We start from the raw sequence: 24,604 nt of genomic DNA on the forward strand, positions 1-24,604 counted from the left end.
AAGCAGCAACAAGACCCGGCAGTGGAGATCTATGCCGATGAGCATGCCGAATATGGCATCGTGGCCAAGGTGCTGGCGGCGATACAGCGGGCCGGTATCAGCAAATTCAGTTTTGTCATGTCGCCGGAAGCAGGCAGATAAGCGTATGACCAGCCTGGTCTATGCCGCGGATGATCACTACACGCTGGTTTGGCGTGCAGTGGTCGTGTCATTGCTGCTGCATGCGCTGGTGGTGGCGATTTATCCCACGCTGAGTCATATACAGCTACCCGCCATGCCGCAACGGCTGGAGATCGAATTCTTCACCATGAAGATGCCTGCTTCCAAGCCCAGCGAGCAGCAGGTTTCTCCGCCGGTGGTGACTTCGGCTCCACCCGAGCCACAAACGACCCCCACCACGGTCAAGCCACGCACAGCGCCGCCGGTGGAGAACCAGAAGTCGGTCATCACCGCCCCTGCCCACAATGAGGCAGATTACCAGGTGCCTGAGCAGGCATTGCCGGCGCGGGTAGAGCCAGCGCCGGCCGTGAATACCACCGCTGCGCCGAGTAGCAGTGATGCAGCCAACCATACGGCGACCGAGTCAGCCGCCAAAGAAGCGCGTGCCGCGCCTGCGGTGAGTGCGCCGGTAAGCAATGAGACTGATGAGCTGGCCCCCAGCGACAATGATGCCTGGGGCGATTATGGCGATCAGCTGCGCAACCTGGTCAACAAGAGCAAGCAATATCCGACCATCGCCATCCGACGCCATCTGGAAGGCGATGTGACTATCCTGGCGCAGTTCGTGCGCGGCGAGCTGGTGCAGGTGTCACTGGTAGATAGCAGCAAGCATGCGCCACTCGATGAGGAGGCGGTGCGCATGGTGAGAAAAGCCATCGCCCAGCTCGGCGTCAAGGACAGCTTGAGGAAAAAAACCTTCAAGATCACTATCCCGGTTTCTTTCAGGCTGGAATAAAAAATACAAACGGTCTGCAGCAGACATGATCGGAAAGGCAATCCCTCACTTTCTAAACGATGATGTTTGCATTTCACCCCTTGCACCTGCCATCTTCCTCCGGCAGGGGCAGGGGATTTTTTTGCGCAAAACAATCCCGCTGACTGGGCCAGATTGAAACTGGACAACGATGAAGCCGGACTCGCTCGGACCTGGCGTTGACCGTTTGCAGTTGTAAAGAAACATTTTTTCTATGTCACTGATTTTTTTAGTTTTTGTGGCGTCATGCACCATCAGAAAACCATTCTGCCAGCACTGCTGAAAATCGCCGGAGAGTGGAATGGGCCACTTTCTTCACCGCATCCGCATTCTTTTTCTTGTCACTCAAGTCGTCTTATGCTACCTTTCAATGTGTAACAAATTTGTAACTAAACGTAATTTAGTTGCTACAGATTCAGTTCCGGGTTGGCAAACATGTTATCCATCTACGAAACACAATGCATTACAAAGCCAAATGCTTCCGCTTCTGCTGAAAGTGTCTGGAGGTTGCTGTTGAGTTTAGGCGTATTGACCGGGTTGATAGCCTTGGCTTTTTTGCATATCGGTGCCTGGATGGTGTTGCCATTTGCTGGTTTGGAAATAGTGTTAGTGGTTCTGGCGTTTGTGTTGGTGTTGCGACACAGCAGTGATTACGAAAAAGTCACGGTCGCTGAGGATCATGTTGAGATAGAACAGAGTGTGCTGGGCAAAATAAAACACGTTCGCTTTCAACGATATTGGACCCGTATAACGCTCAGGGAAGGTGAGAACGGTAAAACGTCACTGTGGATAGGGTCCCATAATCAAGAGGTCGAGTTTGGTCGTGACACCATGAACAACGCGCAACGCGATGAACTGGCTTCACATCTCAGGCGGACACTTCTCAAAACTAAATAACTAGATTTTGGAGCAGATTAGATGCAAGGAATGAAGAAACTCGGGGTTAGTGCTTTTGCACTGTTTTATTCATTAAGCGCACGCGCTGACTACACGTTCAACTTCCCGGACCCGGTCACACCGATGGCGCTGGACACGCTGCATGTGCATAACAAGTTCATGCTGATCACCGCCGTGATCTTTGTGGTGGTGCTGGCCATCATGATTTACTCTATCGTGAAACACCGTCACGACAAAGGCTACCAGGCCGTGGTCGACAAGACGCCTTCCACCTCGATGGAGATCTTCTGGACTCTGATCCCGTTCGTCATCCTGCTGCTGATCGACTTTGTCATCATGGGTATCCCGGCTTACCACAGTGTGGTGATGATGGAAGATACCCGCGACCAGTCGACCATGGTGATCAAGATCACCGGCTCGCAATGGCGCTGGCAGTATGAGTATCTCGACGGTGACGCCAAAGGCATCAAATTCGTCAGCAACCTCGCCACCTCCGACAGCCAGATGCATAACAAGGAAGACAAGGGCGAAAACTATCTGCTTGAAGTGGATAACCCGCTGGTGCTGCCTGTGGGCGAAAAAGTCCGCATCCTGATGACGGCCTCCGACGTATTGCATAACTGGTGGGTGCCGCAATTCGGTTCCTCACGCGTGGCGGTGCCTGGCTTTATCCGTGAAACCTGGGTGCAGGTCGAAAAAGCCGGTGTTTATCGCGGCCAGTGTAAAGAGTTATGCGGTAAAGGCCATGGTTATATGCCCGTGGTGGTGAATGCGGTCTCCAAAGAAGAGTTCGCTGCCTGGGCTGGTAAAAAACAGGATGAGCAAAAAGCTGCCGGTGATGTCAAAGAGTTGAGCAAGGAAGAGTTGCTGGCGCAGGGCAAGATCGTGTACGAGAAAAACTGTGCGGTCTGTCACCAGGTCACTGGTGCTGGCTTGCCACCGGCTTTCCCGGCGCTTACTGGCAGCAAGATCGCCGTGGGGCCGATCTTCGGCGCCGATGGTAAATATCAAAAAGACAGTCATCTGGATAGAGTGTTGAATGGTAAAGGCGTGATGCCACCATGGAAATCGACCCTGAATGACACTGAAATCGCTGCTGTGATCACTTATGAGCGCAATGCCCTGGGCAATACCGCATCGGTAGATGCCCTGGTGCAACCGCCACAAGTCAAAGCAGCACGTGAATAATACTTTAAGAGATTTTTAGGAGAGCAACGATGAGTACTACTTCCGTAGCACATCACGACGAGCACCAGGAGCATCCTACCGGGATCATGCGTTGGTTGACCACCACCAACCACAAGGATATCGGCACCATGTACCTGACTTTTTCACTGGTCATGTTCCTGGTCGGTGGCTGTATGATCCTTGGCATCCGTGCCGAGCTATTCAAGCCTGGCCTGCAATTGATGAATCCCGAGTTTTTCAACCAGCTGATAGGCGTGCATGCGCTGATCATGATCTTTGCGGCGCTTATGCCTGCTGCGACTGGTTTTGCCAACTGGATGTTGCCGTTACAACTGGGCGCGCCGGATATGGCATTGCCGCGCCTGAATAACTGGGGCTTCTGGATACTGCCGCCTTCAGCCATTTTGCTGACCCTGCCTTTCACTCTGGCACTGTTCGGTATCGGTGATGGCGCATTGGCGACCGGCTGGACTTTCTACCCGCCGCTCTCGGTACAGGGTGGCATAGGTGTGGACTTCGCCATTTTTGCCGTGCACTTGCTGGGGATCTCATCCGTATTGGGTTCCATCAACGTCATCGTCACCATTTTCAACATGCGTGCCCCGGGCATGACCCTGATGAAGATGCCATTGTTTGCCTGGGGCTGGCTGATCACGGCTTTCCTGCTGATCGCGACCATCCCGGTGCTGGCCGGTGCCGTGACCATGTTGCTGACAGACCGCCATTTCGGTACTCACTTCTTTGATGCTGCCGGTGGTGGCGACCCTATCATGTTCCAGCATCTGTTCTGGTTCTTTGGTCACCCTGAAGTGTATATCCTGCTGTTGCCGGTGTGGGGTTTCATTCCACAGATCCTGCAGACATTCAGCCGTAAACCCATGTATGGCTACAAAGCACAGGTGTATTCACTGTGGTCTATAGGCGCGCTGTCTGTGGTCGTGTGGGCGCACCATTTCTTCACTGCGGGTATGCCAGTGCCGGCGCTGCTGTATTTCATGTATAGCACCATGGCGATCTCGCTGCCGCTCGCTGTCTTGTTCTATTGCTGGATACGTACCATGTGGAAAGGCGCGATGACTTTTGAAACGCCTATGCTGTTCACGGTAGGCTGGATCATCCTGTTTGGTGTCGGTGGCCTGACCGGCCTGGTACTGGCCGACGTGGCAGCCGATGCGCAATACCATAACAGCTACTTCGTGGTGGCACACTTCCACTACACCCTGTTTGCCGGTGGCATCATGGGTATCATGGCTGGTGTGTATTACTGGTTGCCAAAAATGACTGGTCATATGTACAACGAGAAGCTGGGTAAATTGCACTTCTGGCTGACCGCCATTTCATTCAATGTCACTTTCATTCCGCAGTTCTTTGTCGGCCTGGCTGGCATGCCACGTCGTATCCCTGACTACGCACTGCAATTTGCCGAATTCAATATGATTTCGACCGTAGGTGCTTTTGTACTGGGCTTGTCACAGTTGTTACTGGTGTACAACATCATCAGTTGCGCCCGTGGTGGCCAAAAGGCGACCGACAAAGTGTGGGAAGGCGCGATTGGCCTGGAGTGGACATTACCTTCACCGCCGCCATATCACAGCTTTACCGAGCAACCTATCGTCAAGTGATCGCAGTGGCATCACTGTGTCATGGTGAATCGCTACCAGCACGCGCCAGTGCCATACTATGTTAATCAATGGCACTGGTCGCCGACTCACCCGGGCACAGAGAAATACAGGAAAAAGATTTTGAGCAACAAACCGAAGCAAAGTAACAATAAAAAGATCGCCTGGATTCTGGCGGGTGTGGCGATCGCATGGTATGTGGTTTCAATGTTCACCATGTGGAAATAATATTGTTAAAGGTATGCAGTCGTGAACGAGCAGCAGGCGCAGGCCAATAAAAAACTGGCCCTAAAGTTAGTCTGGATCATAGTCGGTGCTTTGCTGTTTGCATTCGCCCTGGTGCCGCTGTATGACGTGTTCTGTTCTGTCACCGGTTTGAATGGCAAAACCAGCAATATTGCACAGACCGCCACCAGCCAGAAGGTGGATACCTCGCGGGAGGTGACAGTGCAGTTTGTTTCAGCGGTGATGCCTGGCCTGGGCTGGAATTTCTATCCCAAGCAGGCGAGTGTCAAGGTGCACCCCGGGCAAGTGACGGTGGTGATGTTTGAAGCAAAGAATATTACGAGTGAAGTGGTGGCCGGGCAGGCAATCCCTAGTGTGACACCGGGTAAAGCCTCGGCCCACCTGAAAAAGATTGAGTGTTTCTGCTTTGTGCGGCAATCACTGGATCCCGGTCAGGTGAAACTGCTGCCACTCAGGTTTTTTATCAGCGCGGATCTGCCGCCAGATGTGAATGAGCTTACCTTGTCGTACTCATTCTTTCCGGCGACTAATGACGCAAATTAATGTGATGTGTGATTCAAGGAGGCTCTAATCAAGTGTGACTTCTAAGCCAGACCTGGCCTGTGCAGGAAATATCGACGCGGTATGTAGCTATTTATCAGTCTATGTTTTATCAACAGCAAGGGGTGGCAGCGAAGATGGACTTAAGCAGAGCTTGCGACATTATAAAAATCAAATGATTGGGAGTTAGGCATGGCAAGTCATTCAGATAACCATTATTTCGTTCCACACGGCAGTATTTATCCCGCATTTATTTCTGTAGGCCTGCTGTCTATGGCCAGCGGTTTTGTATTCAATGTGACGGGCTCAGATCTGCGCGGTGATGGCTCGCTCAAGAATCCATCCCTCGATTATCTGGCCACCCCTGGCAAATACATGATGTATATAGGCCTGGCGATCATTCTGTTCATGATGTTCAAATGGCTGAGTGATGTGGTGACAGAGAGCCTGACCGGGCAGTATAAAAGATGGGAAGACAAATCATTCCGTATCGGCATGATAGTGTTCATCTGTTCCGAAGTGGCGTTCTTTGCCGCGTTCTTTGGTGCGCTATTTTATATGCGGGTGCTGTCGGTGCCTGACCTGGCTTCGTATGCGCCGGATATCACGCCGTATAAAGACTTCCTCAACAGCTGGCCGTCACAGGGGCCGGGCGGGGTGGTGCTGGGCGAGACCTTCAAGCCTAATCCTGATTTTCACCCTATGGAATGGAGTGGTCTGCCGCTGATCAATACGCTGCTGCTGTTAAGCTCGGGCGCGACCATCACCTGGGCGCACTGGGGTTTGATCAAAAATAAGCGCAAGCAACTGATCACCGGTTTATTTCTGACCGTGGCACTGGGCGTGACTTTCCTGTTCTGCCAGGCAGCTGAATATCACCACGCCTATACCGAAATGGGCTTGACGCTGAAGTCAGGCGCTTATGGTGCCACCTTCTTCATGTTGACCGGTTTTCACGGTTTTCATGTCACCATTGGTACCCTGATGCTGATCGTGATCTTGCTGCGCAGTATCAAGGGCCACTTCACGCCTGAGCATCATTTCGGTTTTGAAGGTGTCGCCTGGTACTGGCACTTTGTGGATGTGGTGTGGTTAGGCTTGTATATCTTTGTCTACATGCTCTAGCCAGACTAAAAAGGGCGCAGCAAGCGCCCTTTTGTTTCACTGCCGGTGAGCTGGCCCATCATCAGAAAGCAGCACTTAACAGTGCTGCATCGGGGTTATCGATTACTTTATCGCAGGTGACTAAAGGCTATGGCCGATATAGCCAAAATGGGCGGCAATAATGAGCAGCAGGAACAAGGCGATAGAAAGGCCGATACGCATGGTGAGTGCTTTCACGGTGCGGTCAGAACCTTGCTTGTCTTTGAGCAGGAATAGCAGGGCAGAAAACAGACTGCCTATGATGACCAGTAATACAAGAACCGTTGCAATTTTAATAAGCATGGTGTGATCCTGCGCTAAGTGAAAGCAATGAGTGAAGGCACATTATGGGCTGTAAGTAGGAAAATGCAAATACCTTTAGGATCGTATGTTTTACGGGTGCGGCCGCTGGTGATACTGGTGGTGGCAGTCATGGTTTTTGGCTGTTTAAAATTGGGCATGTGGCAGTGGCACAAAGCCGAACAAAAGCAGGCGATCACGCATGCCCTGGCCGACGGCAGACTGAATGTGCTCGAGCTGGCGGCACAGGGCAAGCTGGATGAAACGCATGTAGAAGCATTGCATACGCGGACGGTGAAGCTGAGCGGGCATTACCTGGTTGAGCAAAGCTTTTTCCTTGATAATCAGGTCGAGCAGGGGCAGGCAGGCTTTCATGTGCTGACGCCATTTCTGCTGGCTGACGGGCACACCGTTATCCTGGTCAATCGTGGCTGGGTGGCGGGTTTCGCAGATCACCAGCAGTTACCAGTGGTAGAGACGCATACTGCCGAACAGACCCTGACCGGCATGTTGTGGCATCAGAGCAAAACCGGTTTTCAATTGGGTAAGCCGGGAACAAGCTGGAATAAAGTACAGCAGGTGATCGATTTTGAATATTTGCAGCAGCAGCTGACTTACCCTTTGCTGCCGCATGCTATATTGAAGCTGGACCCGGCAGTAGCACAAGATGGGTTCGTCCGGCATTGGGATGTACCGGCCGGGCAGGTAGAGAAACATTTAAGTTATGCCTATCAATGGTTTGGTTTTGCTTTGGCCAGCATACTGATAGGTGTGTATCAAATGCTGGAAAAACGCCAGTAAACAAGCCAGTAAACAAGTTAATCAGGTAGGTTCATGCAAGAAGATACAACAACGCACGCTAGTTTGAATGCCGCACAGCAGCGCAAAGGACGCATGATCTTTTTACTGCTGGCCATTTTCTTCACCGTGCCACTGGTCGTGGTGGTGGCGATGATCAAGTTTGACTGGCGCCCCAGTGGCAAAAGCTATGGCCAGCTGATCCAACCCCCGGTTTCAATCGCATCCACCAGCCATTGGCTGACCGATGACAAGCAGGCTGTGCCTGCCTTCTGGCAGGATAAATGGAGCATGGTGCTGATCGCAGGCGAATGCGATGACCGTTGCATGCAGCGCCTGCACGATTTAAGGCAGGTGTATGTCTCGCTGTATAAAGACATGATACGCGTGCAGCGTGTGCTGATCACGCAGCAGGCCGACACACAGCAGATACGTGCACGTTTCCCTGACCTGCTGATCATCAATGGCGAGCCTGAACAGATAGTAGCCGTGGGCCGCATGCTCAGCGGTGGCGGGCAGAATACGCTGGCGGCGCAACGCGTTTATTTTGTCGACCCGCTAGGCAATATCATGATGCAGTATGACCTGGAGCAGGAAGCCAAGTGGATACGCAAGGACCTGGTGAAATTGCTCAAGGCTTCCTGGGCAGGTTGATGATGTTTAAACCTTTAAGTGTTTTTGCGGTGGTGCTGGCATTTTGCGTGGTGGTGCTGGGCTCTTATGTGCGCCTGTCTGATGCCGGCCTGGGTTGCCCTGACTGGCCGGGCTGTTATGGCGCCCTGTCAGTGCCGCAAAGTGAGTCTGCCATACAGTCTGCACAGCAGGCCTACCCGGACCGGCCACTGGAACATGCCAAGGCCTGGAAAGAAATGGCGCACAGGTACCTGGCCGGCAGTCTGGGCCTGGTGGTGCTAGGCCTGGCTGTGCTGGCCTACAGGCACAGGCAGCACATACGCAGCAGCTGGCAGTTATCCGCGGCTCTGGTGGTATTGGTCGGCTTGCAGGCATTGCTGGGCATGTGGACAGTGACTTTGCTACTCAAGCCGCTGATAGTCACCCTGCATCTGCTGGGCGGCATGAGCACACTGGCTTTGTTATGCTGGATAGCCGTACGCAATACTGGACAACCATCCATCGCCTTGCCCTCGGCCCAGCAATGGTGGTTACGCCTGGCCTTACTGGTGTGGTTGCTGCAAGTCATACTGGGTGGCTGGACCAGTAGTAATTATGCGGCGCTGGCCTGTACTGATTTTCCGACCTGTCATGGCCTGTGGTGGCCGGACATGGATATGTATGATGCCTTTCACCTGACGCGCGCGCTGGGTGAGAGCCGCGATGGCGGTCAGCTGCACCTCGATGCCCTGACGGCCATCCAGTGGGTGCACAGGCTGGGGGCTTTGCTGGTGCTGGCCTGGGGTGTGGTGAGTATCAGGATTCTGTTGCAACGGAAAACCGCCAGGCCGCTGGCATGGGCACTGCTGGTAGTCCTGTTGTTACAGATCAGCGTCGGTATAGGCAACCTGTTGCTGCAACTGCCGCTGGTGCTGGCGGTGTTGCATAACGCTGGCGCTGCTTTGCTGGGCATCTGCCTGGTGACTGTGAATGCGAGATTAATTGATACGTCTTATTAGAAAAGTTGGGGGATTAGTCATGCAAAGTATTTGGGTTACACAACTGACATCGGCCAAGATGAGCCTGCGCAATTTTTATGCCTTGACCAAGCCGCGGGTGACGGCGTTGATCGTTTTTACCGCCATCATAGGCATGTTGATGGCCACGCCGGGCATGGTGTCACTGCAGATATTGCTGGCAGCGACAGTGGGTATCGCTTTTGCCTCGGGCGCGGCGGCTGCGTTCAACTGCCTGATAGAGCACAAGATAGATGCCATGATGGCACGCACGCGTGCGCGACCTATCCCGACCGGGCAACTGTCGCAGATGGAGACCCTGCTGTTTGCCAGTGTGCTCGGTGGCCTGGGCCTGAGTATTCTGTATTACTGGGTCAACCCGCTCACCATGTGGCTGACACTGGGCACCTTTGTCGGCTATGCCGTGATCTATACCGTTTTTCTCAAACCGGCCACGCCTATGAATATCGTGATTGGTGGCGCATCCGGCGCCATGCCGCCTATCCTGGGCTGGGCGGCAGTCAATAATACCGTCTCGCCGGAAGCGCTGGTGATGTTCCTGATTATTTTTGCCTGGACGCCGCCGCATTTCTGGGCGCTGGCCTTATACCGCCGTGAAGAGTATGCCAAAGTCGGCATGCCTATGTTGCCAGTGACGCATGGCGAGCGGTTCACCTTGCTGCATATCCTGCTGTATACCGTGATTTTGATCGTGGTGTCTTTCATGCCTTATGGCCTGGGCATGAGCGGCTGGTTATACCTGGCGTCTGCTGTCGCGCTGAATGCGGTGTTTCTCTACTATGTGGTCAGCCTTTACCGCCACTACTCTGACGCATTGGCCAAAACCACATTCAAATACTCTATCCTTTACCTGAGCCTGATCTTCGCCGCTTTGTTGCTGGACCATTACTTGATCTAGCGGCTCATATCAAGCACACCTGCTTAAGATAACTTGGTGGCAGCATGTTGCAATGCTGCCATTTTTGTTTCTACGCCTAGTAATGGCTGCGATAGCTGATCCAGCGTCTGCTGGTCTATCTGCTGCAACAGCGAACTGAACAGCGCCGGTTTACCGTGCAAAAATCCCTGGATAAAATCACAGTTGATCACCTTGAGGATATTCTCCTGCTGGGCGTTCTCCACGCCTTCGGCGATCAGCTGCATATTCAGCTCATGTGCCATCTGTATGATAGAGCGGCACAGGATAAAGTCATAGTTGTCCTCACCCAGGTTGCTGATAAATGACTTGTCGATCTTGACGTAATCGACATGGTATTTCTTCAGATAACCCAGTGCCGAATAGCCGGTGCCAAAGTCGTCGATAGAGAGCTTGATCCCCGCCTGCTTGAGGGCTCTTAAAGTGTCCTGCACCACGCGTGAAGGTTCCAGTAGCAAGCCTTCGGTGATCTCAAAACAGAATAATTCACACGGGATATTCGAACGCTCCAGGCGTTTGATGAATGCCATCAGGTGTTGCGGGTGCGCGAACTGCACCGGCGAGATGTTGAGGCTGATCTGCACACCTTGCAGGCGCAGCGGGTCTATGGTCGATAAATCACGCAATACTTCATTAAACACCCACTTGCCTATCTCTATGATAGAGCCGGATTCTTCTGCCAGCGGGATAAACGTGCCCGGCGGGATATTGCCGCGTGTAGGATGCTGCCAGCGTAGCAGCGCTTCGGCTTTGATCAGCGTGATATCCTGCAGGCGGTAGATAGGCTGGTAGACCAGGTGCAACTCGTCATTTTCAACCGCCGAACGCAGGTCGTGCGTCAGGGAGATGCGCTCGGTGATCTCCTGTTGCATGGTCTGGGTAAAAAACTGGTACTGGTTCTTGCCCGCGCGTTTGGCGGCATACAGGGCCTGGTCGGCATACATCATCAGCGTTTCGGCCGAGTCACTGTGGTCGGGGAACACGGCGATCCCTATGCTGGCGGTGACGAAATACTGATTATCATCGATATGGAAAGGCGAGCGCACCGTCTCGACGATCTTGGCGCCTATATCATGCAACAGCCTGACATCTTTCAGTTTGGGGATCACCACCACAAACTCATCACCGCCGAGCTTGGCGGTGGTGTCGCCGTCGCGTACACATGACTGGATACGCAATGCCGCATTCTGCAGCAGCCGGTCGCCGACCGCATGCCCGGCAATATCATTCACATCTTTAAACCCATCCAGGTCTATCAACAGCAAGCCCAGTTGCTGCTGCGACTGCTGGCAGTCCAGGATAGCGTTCTCCAGACACTGCTGTAACAGATAGCGGTTGGGTAATTGCGTCAGGTAATCATAATTGGCCTGGCGCCAGATCTGCTGGCGCACTTCGGTTTCGCGGCGTTGTGCGCGCAAGTAAAAACGCCACAGCTGATAGACGAGAAACACGCAGGCCAATGCCAGTACCGTTATGCCGGCCTCTATCGCCAGGCCGCTGACCAATGCCGGTTCACTGGCGGCCAAAGGCTGAGCCAGTGTCGCCGACCAGGCCTGCGGCACCAGTGGCGGTGACATTGATAGCACTATCAATAATCGTCTTGCAGATGAGTTTCTGAGTGGGTTATGCATACCATTCTATCTTTGCGTTCCTTGCAATGATGGCTTGGTATCAGGGCGGCCGGTATTACCCGCTGGAGGTCTGCGCCACCCCACACCAAGAGCTAACTGGGTTAACGGCAGGCAGGCGAAAAACTTGAGGGGTGCTGTGGATTATTTTGCAGTGGCCACCTGCAGCGCGGCTGCAGGTGGTTGCTACGTGAGTGCTACGTGGCTCAGAGACTGCGGGCCGGCATTATTTGCCGGACAAACAGCTCTTCATAAAGGCTTTGCGTTCGTCGCCTTGCAAGGCCTTGGTCTTGGCATCGGCGTTGCAGGTCTTCATTTTATTCTGTTGCGCAGTCAGGCCGGAATCTGCGCTATCGGCTGATAAACAGGTTTTCATAAAGGCTTTACGTTCGTCCCCTTGCAAGGCCTTGGTTTTGGCATCGGCATTACAGGTTTTCATTTTCTCCTGTTGCGGGCCTGCAGATACTGACAGACAGAAAGAGGACAGCAGCAGGGCAAGAACCAGTTTTTTCATGAAAGTCTCCAAACAAAAATAAACAGATGATAGTGTGATACAGGCAGCCATATGCGTGCCTGTGACTGGCATTCTGACACAGACAAGAAAGCCCAGGTAAACAAATAGCTAAACAAAAAATCTGCACAAAAAAAGCCCGGTGAGACACCGGGCTTTCAGGTCTTGTGACTAAGGTCTACTGGATAGGCACGCTGTGCAGTGTGCCTGCTTTCATATCTGGTACCAGCAAGGACTGACCATCGCTGGACAGACTGATATCTGCCGCAGACTGGTAACCCTGGATAATGCGCTGCGGTGTCGCTTTCGGCTCACTCAGTTGCCAGACATTGCCGCCCGCCCAGTCGCTCACATACAGGCGGCCATGGGCATCGCGCACCAGGCCATCAGCACCACCAAAGCCCTGGTTGAGCAGGGTGACGGTCGGCTTTTTAGCGCCCAGTTGTACCCTGAACAGTTTGCCCGTGCCAAAGTCAGCGACCAGCAGGCTGTTCTGGCCGTCCATCAGCAAGCCATTCGGCCGTTTGATACCGGCATTGCCTTTGAGCACTTCAGTCACTTTACCGGCTGCGATCTTGAAGATGCCTGCGCCTTTGCCATTGTCATCGCCACTGTCCGAGATATACACATTGCCCAGACCGTCTATCTCAACATCGTTGAGGAACACTGGTTTGCGTGGAAAGGCCGAGCTCTCAGCCAGCACGGTTTGCTGACCACTCTGTGCATCTATACGCACCACTCGGTCTACATCGGCGACATACAGCTGGCCATTGAAAAGATCCAGGCCTTTAGGGTCATTCAGGCCATCCGCCAGTGTTTTGCGGGTGCCATCTGCAGCGATACTGGTGATCTTGCCATCACCGGCTTTGCCAAACTCGCCTATCTCCGACACATACACCACACCATCAGGCGCGGCGAATACCGATTCCGGCATGGCAAATCCACTCAGGGTCTTGTCACCTGTGCTGGCCGCCGGTGCGCTGGTCGCCGCTTTGGTCTGGGCTTTGCCATCATAGCTGACACGGTAGATCACGCCATTGTAGTCATCCGACACCAGCAATGAGCCATCTGGCAATTGCAGCACATCGTTAGGGCGTCCCCAGACTTCACCTTCGGCACTCAGCCAGCCGTCTATGAATACCTTGGTTTCCTTGACTTGTTTCTGCTCGTCAAACGTGACGCGCACCAGCTGGTAACCGACCGGCTCTTTACGGTTCCAGGAGCCATGCTGTGCAATTACGGCATTGCCCTGGTATTCACTGGGGAATTGCTTGCCGGTGTAAAACTTGAAGCCCAGGTTGGCGCTGTGCGCCTGAAACTCGGCGACCGGTTTGGTCACTGCCGCTGGCGGGGTCTTGTTCTTCCAGTTCGGGTCACGTGCATCGCCACCGGCAAAGAAAGGGAAACCAAAATGCAGGCCCGCTTTAGGCGCCGCATTCAGCTCGTCATGCGGAATATCCGCGCCCAGCAAGTCCACACCGTTGTCGGTAAAGAACAGGGTGTTGGTGCCCGGCTGAAAGTCCAGGCCGACTGAATTACGCACGCCTTTGGCAAAGGTTTCGACCTGGCTGCCATCCGGGTTGAGGCGGATGATGGAAGCTTCAATACCCGTCGGGTCGCAGATGTTGCAAGGCGCGCCTATGGTCACATATAACTTGTTATCAGGGCCGGCAGCGATATAACGCCAGCCGTGATGGGCTTTGTTCGGTAATTTGTCATAAACCACTTCACGCATGGCTTTAAACGGCAAAGTCAGATCAAAGTCAGGCGCTGCATAGCGCGTGATACGATGTTGTTCGGCCACATATAAATGCCCGTCTACCATGGCGACGCCATTGCCTACGGTGAGGTCATCCAGAATAGCGACTACCTGGTCTGCCTTGTGGTCCTTGTTTTTATCGACTACGGCATATACTTTGCTGCCACGGGTGCCAACATAGACATTGCCATTGGTGCCCAGTGTCATCTGGCGTGCGCCCGGCACTTCAGCGTAGACATCGATATGAAAACCGTCCGGCACGCGCAGTTTGCTCAGGTTGTCACGTACATCCTGACTATCTGCCCAGGCGCTGACTGACAGGGTTGCGAATATGGAACCGATCAGACCTTTTATCAATTGATTTTTCATCAAGCTTATCCTCTTCTCCAAAAAATGATTACCCATGCAAGTTTGGTATGAGTAGTCTACGCAGAGTAGGGTTCAGCCGTAAGTTTAAAAAATATGAAATGATTGCCTATTTCTATTCAATAAATGCTTAATATAGCTAATCGGGTGTAATATTCATGCCTAATCACTTTGGTATTTAAATGATATGAGCAACCTTGATTGCTGGTCTGCCCACGACAGGGATAGAACCATTGCGCTGTTATCCAGCCAGACGCCTAATGAGGGCTTTACCCTCACGGCACTGGAGGGCGTCAAGCTGATGCGCTGGAATCGCGCCATTCCACGCAGCCCGGTATTTTATGAGCCCAGCATCGTCTTTGTCTGTCAGGGCAAAAAGATAGGCTATCTGGGTGGCGAGGTCTATCAGTACAATCCGCAGCAGTTCCTGATCCTGTCGGTGCCGCTGCCATTCGAGAGTGAAACCATAGCCTCGCTGGAAGAACCTTTGCTGGCGATCTCTATCCGTATCAATCTTTCCATGATCTCGGAATTGCTGCTGAGCGTGGAACATGACACGCCGATGAAGATCAATGGCCGCAGCGGCATCACCTCCACGCCGCTGGATGCCCGTTTATCCAATGCCGTGGTCAGGCTGCTGGAGTGTCTGCAGTCTAAAGCGGATGCCACGGTACTGGGCCAGTCCATCATTCGCGAGATCCATTACCGCATTTTGCAGACCTCGCAGGCGTCTGCCATCCTGGCTGCGCACAGTACGCACAATAATATGGGCAAGATCAGCAAGGCCTTGCGCCTGATCCATGCCGAGTATGACAAAGAGCTGAATGTAGACAAGCTGGCGTCGGAATCGACCATGAGTGTCCCTTCTTTTCATGCGGCGTTCAGGGATGTCACCGCCACTTCACCTATCCAGTACCTGAAAATGACGCGTCTGCACAAGGCGCGCCTGCTGATGGTGCAGGATGGCCTGAGTGCCACGCTGGCAGCCAATAAAGTAGGTTACGAGAGCGCCTCGCAGTTCAGCCGCGAGTTCAAGCGCATGTTCGGCAAAAGCCCGATGGAAGAAGTCAGCGCGGTGCGCAGTGCCCTAATCACCACCCCGAGTGAGGCGGCGGCGAAATATGTCACTGTCCAGCAATAGGTGGCAACAATAAGTTGCAGCAATAGGTGGCAGCAATAAGCCGCAGCAATAAGCCGCCAGCGGCAAACACTGTGGGCAGGCAAACTCATAGCTTTAGGCAATCATTCAAGAAAAGCTGGCAATTATTTTGCGGGTGATTCTTTTAGACTTAATAGGTTAATGTCGTCGGGGTCTCAGTCTCGCCCTGATGGCATATTGATTTTTTTGCTGCAACAAAAATGATATGGAGAACCTGCTATGGCAATCACCTTTAAAACAGCCGCCTACGGTGTGCAAAACGCGACCACCCCGGTAGCGCCTATGAGCATAGACCGGCGCGAGCCTGGTCCGCACGACGTGCTGATCGATATCGAATATTGCGGTATCTGCCATTCCGATATCCACCAGGCCAGAAACGAGTGGGGCGGTGGTTCTTTATATCCCATGGTGCCTGGCCACGAGATCGTTGGTCGCGTCAGCAAAGTTGGCGCCCATGTGAGCAAGTTCAAGCTGGGGCAACTGGTCGGAGTCGGCTGTATGGTCGACTCCTGCCGCCACTGCGCAGACTGTGACGCCGGTGAAGAGCAGTATTGTGATGGCTCGGTGTTCACTTATAACGCAAAAGACCCCAGACATGGTGGCCTGACCTTTGGCGGCTATGCCGAGCGTATCACTGTTGATGAGAACTTTGTCGTCAGCGTGCCCGAGAACCTGGATACCAAAGCGGTTGCGCCGTTGCTGTGCGCCGGCATCACCCTGTATTCGCCACTCAGACACTGGAATGTACAGCCTGGCCAGAAAGTCGGCATCATCGGTCTCGGTGGCCTGGGGCACATGGGGGTGAAACTGGCCGCAGCCATGGGCGCACATGTGGTGATGATCACCACTTCAGCCAGCAAAGCCGCCGATGCCACCAAGCTGGGGGCACACGAAGTGCTGATCTCCAAAGATGCCGATGACATGGCCAAACACGCCGCCAGTTTTGATCTGATCATAGACACGGTGCCGGTCGCGCATGACCTCAACCCTTATATAGGCTTGCTCAAGCGCGATAAAACCATAGTGCTGGTCGGTCCGCTGGACCCTGTGGATGTGCACGGTGGCAACCTGATATTGAAACGCCGCCAGGTGGCGGGTTCACTGATAGGCGGTATCGCAGAGACCCAGGAAATGCTGGATTTCTGCGGCAAGCATAATATCGTCAGCGATGTGGAGATGATAGATGCAGACTATATCAACCAGGCTTACGAACGCATGCTTAAGAGCGATGTGAAATACCGCTTTGTGATCGATATCGCTTCACTGAGATCTACGTTGAACGCTTAAGATATGGCGACTTTGGCTGGCCGGGTTTTGCAGATGCACAACCCGGGCTGGCTGATGGTTGCTGTGCAGCAATAACAGGGGTGGTTAAAAGGCCAGGGCCGTGTGGCAAAAAAACACCGGGTTGAGGGGTAATCTGTCAGGTTGGCATGAAATGCGCTACAAATTGGCTGGTTTAAAGGCGCAAGACTAAGGTCGGTGTTAAGATGGTTATCTGTTCATTTTTCACTTAGCGCATGCTTGCAGAAAAACCTCCCCAGGGCCTGATATCACTGGTGATATCGATACTTGCCTATCTTTCCCTCACCCAGATCGACAAGGTGATGCATATCGGCCAGCAGGAATCGCTGGTGGTTTCCATAGTGTTTGTACTGCTGATCATCAACCTGGCTTTTCAGCTGTCGTTCCAGGTGGAGTATGTGGCAGAGCGGCTTAAAGAGCCGTATGGCACCATGATACTGACTATCAGCGCGGTGATCATTGAAGTCGTGATCATCGTCATGATGTTAAGCCATACCTCTTCAACCACGCTGGCGCGGGATGCGATCTACTCGGCGGTGATGCTGGATATGAACGGTATTCTCGGTTTGTGTGCCATTGTTGGCGGTATCAAATATGGCGAGGTGGAATATAACGTCAACTCCGGCAATACTTATATTGTGATGATCATGACTGCGCTGGGGATCTCCATGGTGTTGCCAGCGTTTTTGCCGCCCGAGCACTGGCGCCTGTATTCGATGTTCACCATCATCACCATGAGTGTGTTTTATGGGCTGTTCCTCAAGATGCAGACCGGCAGGCACCGTAATTATTTCAGTTACAGCGACCAGCACAGCAAGGAGCTGTTAGGTGTAGCGAACACGCGCAAAACCATAGTCGATGTCAGGCTGGCGATCGTGTATATCCTGGTGGGCATTATCACCATAGGCCTGCTGTCTGAAGAGATGAGCATGCATATGGATGCCGGGCTGACTGGTAGCGGGGTGCCGCCTATCGTGGCGGCCATCGTGGTGGCCGTCATCGCCGCCAGCCCTGAAGTGCTGACTGCGCTGAAGGCCGCGACGAACGACCGCATGCAGACGGTGGTGAATATCTCGCTGGGCGCGACCTTGTCCACCGTGATCCTGACCGTGCCGGTGATAGAGGCGATCGCCCTGATACAGAACAAGCCGCTGATCGTCGGCCTGTCACCGACGCAGATGGTGATGACGTTTTTGACTCTGGTGGTCGCCACCATTAATCTGCATGATGGCGAAACCAATGCCATAGAAGGCATGACGCATTTTGTATTGTTTATGGCATTTGCCATGCTGGCCACATTAGGCATGTGATCGCCATGCATGGCGTGATTAAGGCACCGCAGCTGGATCTTTCAGGCAACAGCTGCTGTTTATAAAGACTAACAGTCAGGCAACTGGCTCAACAGCCATGCAAAGGCTGATGTATAAGTGAATCATGAGTACTCTTCTCGAACTACTGCAACAATTCGGCCTGCTGATCGTGTTTGCCAATGTGCTGCTCGAACAGCTGGGTTTGCCGTTACCAGCGTATCCCACTTTATTGCTATCCGGCGTATTGATAGGCAACGGTCAATACAGTCTGGGCACTTTGCTGGCAGTGGCGGTGATCGCCGCCCTGATCGCTGATTCCATCTGGTACATGGCCGGGCGCAAATACGGCAAACGGGTGATGGGCAAGCTATGCAAGATCTCCCTGTCGCCGGATACCTGTGTCAGGCAAACCGAATCGCTCTACCTGAAGTTCGGGCCGCCGGCACTGCTGGTGTGTAAGTTCATTCCCGGCTTTGCTTCTATTTCCAGCGCCCTGGCCGGCTCTTCCGGCACGCGTTTCCTGGTATTCGTGCTGATGGATGGCCTGGGTGCCACGCTGTGGGCCGGTTCTGCGCTGTGGCTGGGTAGTCTTTTCAGTTCTGCCATTGATGAACTTATGCTCACCCTGGTGCAAATGGGCAAATGGGGCACCTTGCTGGTGCTGGTGTTGCTGGCGGCGTTTATTGCCTATAAATGGTGGGACAGGCAACGCTTTATCAAAAGCCTGCGTATGGCGCGCATCAGCATAGAGGAGTTGAACGAGATGCTGAACAGTGGTGCCGCACCTGTGATCCTCGATACGCGTGCCGCCCATCTGGTGGATGACGGCTGGATACCCGGCGCACAATTCATTACGCTGGAAGACGCTGACAGCCTGGTGCTGGATATAGACCACGATGCGCCTGTGGTGCTGTATTGCTCCTGCCCGAACGAAGTCACCGCTGCCAAAGTCGCCAAAAAACTGATCAATCGCGGTTATCGCAATATCCGGCCACTCACCGGCGGCATAGATGCCTGGCGCGATGCCGGCTTTGAGGTCGTCAGCGTGCAGGTGGTCGATACGGCGGCACCGGCAAAGGAAACCCATGTTTAATGTAGTGGGCATCGCACTCAAACGGCCCTATACCTTTGTGGTGATGGCCCTGCTTATCCTGATCGCCGGCACTTTGTCTGCCATGCGTAGCCCGGTGGATATCTTCCCCGAGATACGCATCCCTATCGTGGCCGTGGCCTGGCAATACGCCGGTCTGCCACCAGACGAGATGGCAGGCCGCATCACCACGCTTTACCAGCGCACGCTGACGACCACCGTCAATGATATCGAACATATAGAAGCCAATTCGATCAACGGTATTTCTATCGTCAAGATATTCTTCCATCCCGGAGTCAATATCGCGACTGCCAATGCGCAGGTGTCGGCGATCTCGCAGACCGTGACCCGGCAAATGCCGACCGGCACTACGCCGCCGCTGATCCTGAACTACAACGCTTCTACCGTGCCTATCTTGCAGATCGCCTTGTCTGGCAAAGGGCTGACCGAGCAGAACCTGGCCGATCTCGGATTGAACGCGGTGCGTATACGCCTGGTGACGGTGCCAGGCGCAGGCGTGCCTTTCCCGTATGGCGGCAAAAGCCGGCAGATCCAGATAGACCTCAACCCTTCTGCCTTGCAGGCACGCGGGCTGTCGGCGCAGGATGTGTCTAACGCCCTGGCTGCGCATAACCTGGTCGTGCCGGTAGGCACGCAGAAGATAGGCAGCATTGAATACACGCTCAACCTGAATAACGCCGCTTCCGGGGTAGATGAGCTGGCCAATATCCCGGTCAAGGTCGTCAATGGCGCCACCATCTATATGCGCGACATTGCGCAGGTGCGCGATGGCAACCCGCCTCAGACCAACATCGTGCATGTGGATGGCAACCGTTCAGTATTGATGACCATACTGAAAAACGGGGCCATCTCCACGCTGGCTATCGTCGAGGGCATTAAAGACAAGCTGGAAGAAATCAAACCCGGCCTGCCGGACACGCTGGTCGCCACCCCCATCAACGACCAGTCATTGTTTGTACGCGCGGCCATACATGGTGTGGTGTTTGAGGGTGTGCTGGCCGCTATCCTGACCAGTCTGATGATATTGCTGTTTCTCGGCAGCTGGCGCTCTTCGCTGATCATAGCCACCTCTATCCCGCTGTCTATCCTGGGCGCCATCATAGGCTTGTCGGTGACAGGCGAGACGCTGAACATCATGACCCTGGGTGGCCTGGCGCTGGCGGTGGGCATACTGGTAGACGAAGCCACCGTCACCATAGAAAACATCAACTGGCACCTCGAACAAGGCAAGCCGGTGGAGCAATCCATACTCGATGGTGCGGCACAGATAGTGACGCCTGCGTTTGTCTCGCTGTTGTGTATCTGTATCGTGTTCGTGCCCATGTTTTTCCTCGAAGGCCTGTCGCGCTTCCTGTTCGTACCCATGGCCGAAGCAGTGATGTTCGCCATGGTCAGCTCGTTTATCCTGTCGCGTACGCTGGTGCCTACCATGGCGAATTACATGCTGAAACAGCATGTGCACGGCGAGGCACAGACCACTGCCAGCCGTAACCCGCTGGTGCGTTTCCAGCGGCGTTTTGAAGCTGGCTTCGAGCGCATGCGCCTGTCTTATAAAAGCTTGCTGGAAATGGCACTCGCACACAGCCGGCTGTTCATGGGCGGCTTTATGGCTATCGTCCTGCTGTCGTTCCTGCTGACACCCATGCTGGGCAGCAAATTTTTCCCCGCGGTGGATAGCGGGCAGATCCTGATGCACGCACGTGTGCCTGTGGGTACCCGCATTGAAGAGACCGCCAGCCGCTTTGCCAATATCCAGACAGCTATTAAAAAAGTCATTCCTGCCAAGGAGATACTGACCATAGTGGACAATATAGGCATCCCTATCAGCAGTATCAATATGACGTATAACAACACCGGCCTGATAGGCACCCAGGATGGTGATATCCAGATCGCGCTCAAGCCGGAACATGGGCCGACCGCCGGTTATGTGCGCACCTTGCGCGAAACCTTGCCACAACAGTTCCCGGATACCACGTTCTCGTTCCCGCCTGCCGATATCGTCAGCCAGATCCTGAATTTTGGTTCACCGGCGCCCATAGATATCCAGATCCGCGGTGGCAAGCTGGCGGATAACTTTGAATACGCCAACCACTTGCTGACCAGGATACGCACGGTGCCCGGCGTGGTCGATGCACGTATCCAGCAGTCGCGCAGCCGTCCGGCATTCGATATCACCCTGGACAGGACGCGCGCGCAGGAGATAGGCATCAGCACCCGCGATGTGACCAACAGCATGGTGATCAATATGGCGGGCAGTTCGCAGGTTTCACCCACCTACTGGCTGAACCCGGCCAATGGCGTGACTTATTCCATCGTGTTGCAAACCCCGCAATACCAGCTGGATAGCCTGGATACGCTGGCCAACCTGCCTATCAGCGGCAGCAACGGACAAACCCAGACCCTGGGTGCCCTGGCAAGTTTTAAACGCAATATCGGCAATGCCGTGGTCAGCCAGTACGATATCCAGCCCATGGTGCAGATCCACGCCAGCACCCAGGACAGAGACCTGGGCGCGGTCGCCGCTGATATCCGCCAGATCCTCGATGAAACAAAGCCACAGGTGCCTAAAGCGGCCACTGTGGTGATGCTGGGGCAAGCCTATACCATGGATCATGCCTTCACCGGCTTATTCTTCGGCCTGCTGGGTGCCATCGTGCTGATCTATCTGCTGATCGTGGTCAACCTGCAATCCTGGAGTGACCCGTTTGTGATCATTACCGCCTTGCCAGCGGCATTGGCAGGCATAGTCTGGATGCTGTTCGTGACCTATACACCACTGTCGGTGCCGGCACTGACCGGGGCCATTATGTGTATGGGCGTGGCGACTGCCAACAGTGTGCTGGTGATCAGCTTTGCGCGCGAACGCCTGGCAGAACTGCAGGATGCGACCGCCGCCGCCATTGATGCCGGATTCGTGCGTTTCCGCCCGGTGTTGATGACTGCGCTGGCCATGGTGATAGGCATGACGCCTATGGCGCTGGGTCTGGGCGAGGGCGGCGAGCAGAACGCACCACTGGGGCGCGCCGTGATCGGCGGCCTGATCTTTGCCACCATAGCTACTTTATTCTTTGTGCCGGTAGTGTTTGCCGGCATACACAAAAAAACGACTTTTACCCCTGTCAGCAGCTCTACAGGAGAGACTCATGACCAGTAATTCCCCACGCCCCTCCCGTCGCCTGCAACTGGGTGGCTTGCTGCTTGTGCTGGTGGCGATCGCCATCGTCATCGTTGGCATCACCACGCGCGCCAGCCAGCACGCCAAACTCAAGGACTGGACCGAACAGCAAGCGGTGCCCACCGTCAGCGTCAACCAGCCTGGCAGTGCGGCAGAAGGCAATCAGCTGATCTTGCCAGGCCGGTTTGAGGCCTATGCGCGTGCACCTATCTATGCACGGGTCAGCGGCTACCTCAAACAGTGGAAAGTCGATATCGGCGGTGCCGTCAAAGCCGGGCAGTTGCTGGCCGAGCTGGAGACCCCTGACCTTGACCAGGAACTGTTGCAGGCCAAGGCCGACCTGGCCAGTGCGCAAGCCAATGTCAGCCTGGCAGAAACCACAGCCAAACGCTGGCAGGATATGCTGAAAACGCAATCCATCGCCCGCCAGGAAGTGGACGAAAAACTGGGTGACTATCAAAGCAAACAGGCGCTGGTGAAAGCCGCCGAAGCCAATGTGCAGCGCTTGCAGGCACTGAAAGGCTTTGCCAGCATAGTGGCACCGTTCGACGGTTCTGTCACCGCGCGCAATACCGATACCGGCGCACTCATCAATGCCGGTAGCAGCGGCAGTAGCGCGCAGCCCTTGTTTGAAATCTCCAACACGCGCAAATTACGCCTGTACATCAATGTGCCGCAGAATTACGTCAGCCATATACGTGCAGGCAGCAAGGCGAGTTTCGGCGTGCCTGAATATCCTGACGGCCGTTTTGAAGCCACCATACAATCCACCTCGGGCGCCATCAATGCGTCGTCTGGCACCACCCTGGTACAACTGCTGGTGGATAATGCGGACGGCAGGTTCCTGCCGGGTGGTTTTGCCAACGTGAGCCTGCAACTGAAGGAAGCCACAGGTATTCTGACTATCCCGGCCAGCGCGCTGATCTTTGACCAGAACGGCTTGAAAGTAGCGACGGTGAATGCCGATAACCAGATCAGCCTGAAAACCATCACTATCGCGCGTGACCTGGGTAAGACACTGGAGATACAGTCTGGCCTGACTGCCAGTGACCGCGTGATTGAAAACCCGCCGGATGGCGTGGTGGATGGTGATCCAGTCAAGATCGCCACTACGGCTGACGCGGCTAAATAACTTATTTTTAGGTATTCTGGCGCGCAGTCTGATCAGGTCAGCTGCCGGTCAGCGCGACAGGATCAGCCAGGCACTCAATGCGGCCGCGGACACACTCAGAAACACATTGACTGCCGGTGGCAGCCAGAAGATATGGCCGCGCGGTTTTTCTTGCGCGCCCAGTGTTTTACAGAACACCACAAACTGCAATGCGGAGAGCAGGGCAGTGCCAGCGCCTATCAGGATAAAACCTACGCCTATATACAAAGACAGGGTGCTTTGTGAATCAGACAGCGGGTTCTCGTGCGCCATCAGCTTGATAAACAAACCAAAGCGTTCTATCACAAAGCCCAGGCCCATCAATGCGATAGAAGCCCGTTGCCAGGCCAGCAGGGTGCGCTCGGCAGCAAAATAAACACGTGGATCGTCAAGGTAAGACATGGCATGCACTCAAGGAAAGACCAGCAGCCATTCTACGACTTACCCGGCAGAATGCCTAAGTAAGTCGTTTCGCGGTGCACAGATCACGGTTACGCCCGGGGCCGGCTGGCTCCAGGCAGGTGATGGTCAGCCAGGGTTCAGGCAAACAGTCTGGTTCAGGCAGACAGTCCAGATCAGGCAGACAGTCCAGATCAGGCAAACAGGCTGATGCCCAGTATGGCCAGAATGGCGACACCGATAGCCAGGATCAGGAAGATAAAGAAAAAGACTTTTGATATCTTGGCGGCGCCGGATTCAACACTACGGAAACCCAAGGCCCCGGCAATGATGGAAATAACTAGAAATACCAATGCGTAATAAAGCATTTTTGTGACCCCTTATTTGTTAGTAAGTGTAGTTAAATCATAAAAGCCAGGCCCCTGTTTGCGTATAGGGCATTAACTGCAATGCAGGTAGGAA

At 54.1% G+C, this 24,604-nt stretch carries 23 protein-coding genes; 17 read left to right on the top strand and 6 right to left on the bottom strand.

Translation table 11 applies throughout. The annotated features are described in order from the left end of the window. From ACT6RZ_RS01850 to ACT6RZ_RS01880, 7 genes are all read left to right on the top strand, one after another. On the top strand, positions 1-141 hold a 141-nt coding region (locus tag ACT6RZ_RS01850; protein ID WP_444700774.1), incomplete at its 5' end, for an ExbD/TolR family protein. Between the two features lie 4 nt (positions 142-145). Continuing rightward, entirely contained in the window at positions 146-955 is an 810-nt protein-coding gene (locus ACT6RZ_RS01855; protein WP_444700488.1) for an energy transducer TonB, read from the top strand. A gap of 453 nt (positions 956-1,408) precedes the next feature. Next, positions 1,409-1,870 (top strand): DUF2244 domain-containing protein, encoded by a 462-nt coding sequence (locus tag ACT6RZ_RS01860; protein WP_444700489.1) that lies wholly within the window; start codon positions 1,409-1,411, stop codon positions 1,868-1,870. Between the two features lie 21 nt (positions 1,871-1,891). Beyond that, entirely contained in the window at positions 1,892-3,058 is a 1,167-nt protein-coding gene (gene coxB, locus ACT6RZ_RS01865; protein WP_444700490.1) for a cytochrome c oxidase subunit II, read from the top strand. A 29-nt stretch (positions 3,059-3,087) separates the two neighbouring features. After that, positions 3,088-4,680 carry a cytochrome c oxidase subunit I gene (gene ctaD / locus ACT6RZ_RS01870; RefSeq protein WP_444700491.1) on the top strand — a complete coding sequence of 531 codons (1,593 nt, stop codon included), beginning with the start codon at positions 3,088-3,090 and terminating at the stop codon, positions 4,678-4,680. Positions 4,681-4,926: 246 nt separating this feature from the next. Further along, positions 4,927-5,466, top strand: a complete 540-nt coding sequence (locus ACT6RZ_RS01875) for a cytochrome c oxidase assembly protein (protein WP_444700492.1) — start codon at positions 4,927-4,929, stop codon at positions 5,464-5,466. 189 nt (positions 5,467-5,655) lie between these two features. Further along, a complete protein-coding gene (locus tag ACT6RZ_RS01880; RefSeq protein ID WP_444700493.1) occupies positions 5,656-6,588 on the top strand; it encodes a cytochrome c oxidase subunit 3 in 933 nt (310 codons plus the stop codon). 120 nt (positions 6,589-6,708) lie between these two features. Here ACT6RZ_RS01880 and ACT6RZ_RS01885 read toward each other — a convergent pair whose 3' ends face one another. Continuing rightward, entirely contained in the window at positions 6,709-6,909 is a 201-nt protein-coding gene (locus tag ACT6RZ_RS01885) for a twin transmembrane helix small protein (protein ID WP_444700494.1), read from the bottom strand. A 63-nt stretch (positions 6,910-6,972) separates the two neighbouring features. On the opposite strand from ACT6RZ_RS01885, the gene ACT6RZ_RS01890 reads away from it, so the two are divergent. From ACT6RZ_RS01890 to cyoE, 4 genes are read left to right on the top strand one after another with little or no spacing between them, the layout of a single operon-like run. Next, the gene (locus ACT6RZ_RS01890; protein WP_444700495.1) at positions 6,973-7,707 is read left to right on the top strand and encodes an SURF1 family protein; all 735 of its coding nucleotides are present in this window, start codon (positions 6,973-6,975) and stop codon (positions 7,705-7,707) included. A gap of 33 nt (positions 7,708-7,740) precedes the next feature. Next, positions 7,741-8,358, top strand: coding sequence for an SCO family protein (locus ACT6RZ_RS01895; RefSeq protein WP_444700496.1), 618 nt, complete (start codon positions 7,741-7,743; stop codon positions 8,356-8,358). 2 nt (positions 8,359-8,360) lie between these two features. After that, positions 8,361-9,335 (top strand): COX15/CtaA family protein, encoded by a 975-nt coding sequence (locus tag ACT6RZ_RS01900; protein WP_444700497.1) that lies wholly within the window; start codon positions 8,361-8,363, stop codon positions 9,333-9,335. Between the two features lie 19 nt (positions 9,336-9,354). Next, positions 9,355-10,251, top strand: a complete 897-nt coding sequence (cyoE, locus tag ACT6RZ_RS01905) for a heme o synthase (protein ID WP_444700498.1) — start codon at positions 9,355-9,357, stop codon at positions 10,249-10,251. Positions 10,252-10,274: 23 nt separating this feature from the next. Here the strand turns inward: cyoE and ACT6RZ_RS01910 are convergent, their stop codons facing one another. The 3 genes from ACT6RZ_RS01910 to ACT6RZ_RS01920 all read right to left on the bottom strand — a co-directional run bounded on the left by ACT6RZ_RS01910 (position 10,275) and on the right by ACT6RZ_RS01920 (position 14,536). Further along, complete coding sequence (locus ACT6RZ_RS01910) at positions 10,275-11,846, bottom strand: putative bifunctional diguanylate cyclase/phosphodiesterase (protein WP_444700499.1); 1,572 nt, start codon at positions 11,844-11,846, stop codon at positions 10,275-10,277. Between the two features lie 277 nt (positions 11,847-12,123). After that, complete coding sequence (locus ACT6RZ_RS01915) at positions 12,124-12,411, bottom strand: PsiF family protein (RefSeq protein ID WP_444700500.1); 288 nt, start codon at positions 12,409-12,411, stop codon at positions 12,124-12,126. A 175-nt stretch (positions 12,412-12,586) separates the two neighbouring features. Continuing rightward, on the bottom strand, positions 12,587-14,536 hold the full coding sequence (locus tag ACT6RZ_RS01920; RefSeq protein WP_444700501.1) for an SMP-30/gluconolactonase/LRE family protein: 1,950 nt from the start codon (positions 14,534-14,536) through the stop codon (positions 12,587-12,589). Between the two features lie 184 nt (positions 14,537-14,720). Here ACT6RZ_RS01920 and ACT6RZ_RS01925 point away from each other — a divergent pair, with 184 nt between their 5' ends. The 6 genes from ACT6RZ_RS01925 to ACT6RZ_RS01950 all read left to right on the top strand — a co-directional run bounded on the left by ACT6RZ_RS01925 (position 14,721) and on the right by ACT6RZ_RS01950 (position 23,725). Then, positions 14,721-15,674 carry an AraC family transcriptional regulator gene (locus tag ACT6RZ_RS01925; protein WP_444700502.1) on the top strand — a complete coding sequence of 318 codons (954 nt, stop codon included), beginning with the start codon at positions 14,721-14,723 and terminating at the stop codon, positions 15,672-15,674. A gap of 237 nt (positions 15,675-15,911) precedes the next feature. Next, positions 15,912-16,979, top strand: coding sequence for an NAD(P)-dependent alcohol dehydrogenase (locus ACT6RZ_RS01930; protein ID WP_444700503.1), 1,068 nt, complete (start codon positions 15,912-15,914; stop codon positions 16,977-16,979). A gap of 233 nt (positions 16,980-17,212) precedes the next feature. Next, positions 17,213-18,307, top strand: coding sequence for a calcium:proton antiporter (locus ACT6RZ_RS01935; protein WP_444700504.1), 1,095 nt, complete (start codon positions 17,213-17,215; stop codon positions 18,305-18,307). A gap of 124 nt (positions 18,308-18,431) precedes the next feature. After that, positions 18,432-19,400: a VTT domain-containing protein gene (locus ACT6RZ_RS01940; protein WP_444700505.1), complete on the top strand. Its 969-nt coding sequence runs from the start codon at positions 18,432-18,434 to the stop codon at positions 19,398-19,400. After that, complete coding sequence (locus ACT6RZ_RS01945) at positions 19,393-22,572, top strand: efflux RND transporter permease subunit (protein ID WP_444700506.1); 3,180 nt, start codon at positions 19,393-19,395, stop codon at positions 22,570-22,572. Before ACT6RZ_RS01940 ends, ACT6RZ_RS01945 begins: the two co-directional genes overlap by 8 nt. After that, positions 22,562-23,725 (top strand): efflux RND transporter periplasmic adaptor subunit, encoded by a 1,164-nt coding sequence (locus ACT6RZ_RS01950; RefSeq protein WP_444700507.1) that lies wholly within the window; start codon positions 22,562-22,564, stop codon positions 23,723-23,725. Before ACT6RZ_RS01945 ends, ACT6RZ_RS01950 begins: the two co-directional genes overlap by 11 nt. Positions 23,726-23,773: 48 nt before the next feature. Here ACT6RZ_RS01950 and ACT6RZ_RS01955 read toward each other — a convergent pair whose 3' ends face one another. Beyond that, positions 23,774-24,145, bottom strand: coding sequence for a YidH family protein (locus tag ACT6RZ_RS01955; RefSeq protein ID WP_444700508.1), 372 nt, complete (start codon positions 24,143-24,145; stop codon positions 23,774-23,776). Positions 24,146-24,336: 191 nt separating this feature from the next. Then, positions 24,337-24,510 (bottom strand): DUF1328 domain-containing protein, encoded by a 174-nt coding sequence (locus ACT6RZ_RS01960; protein WP_379057834.1) that lies wholly within the window; start codon positions 24,508-24,510, stop codon positions 24,337-24,339. Positions 24,511-24,604: the final 94 nt, after the last annotated feature.

It is taken from the genome of Methylophilus sp. (assembly GCF_052437885.1).
Lineage (GTDB): Bacteria > Pseudomonadota > Gammaproteobacteria > Burkholderiales > Methylophilaceae > Methylophilus.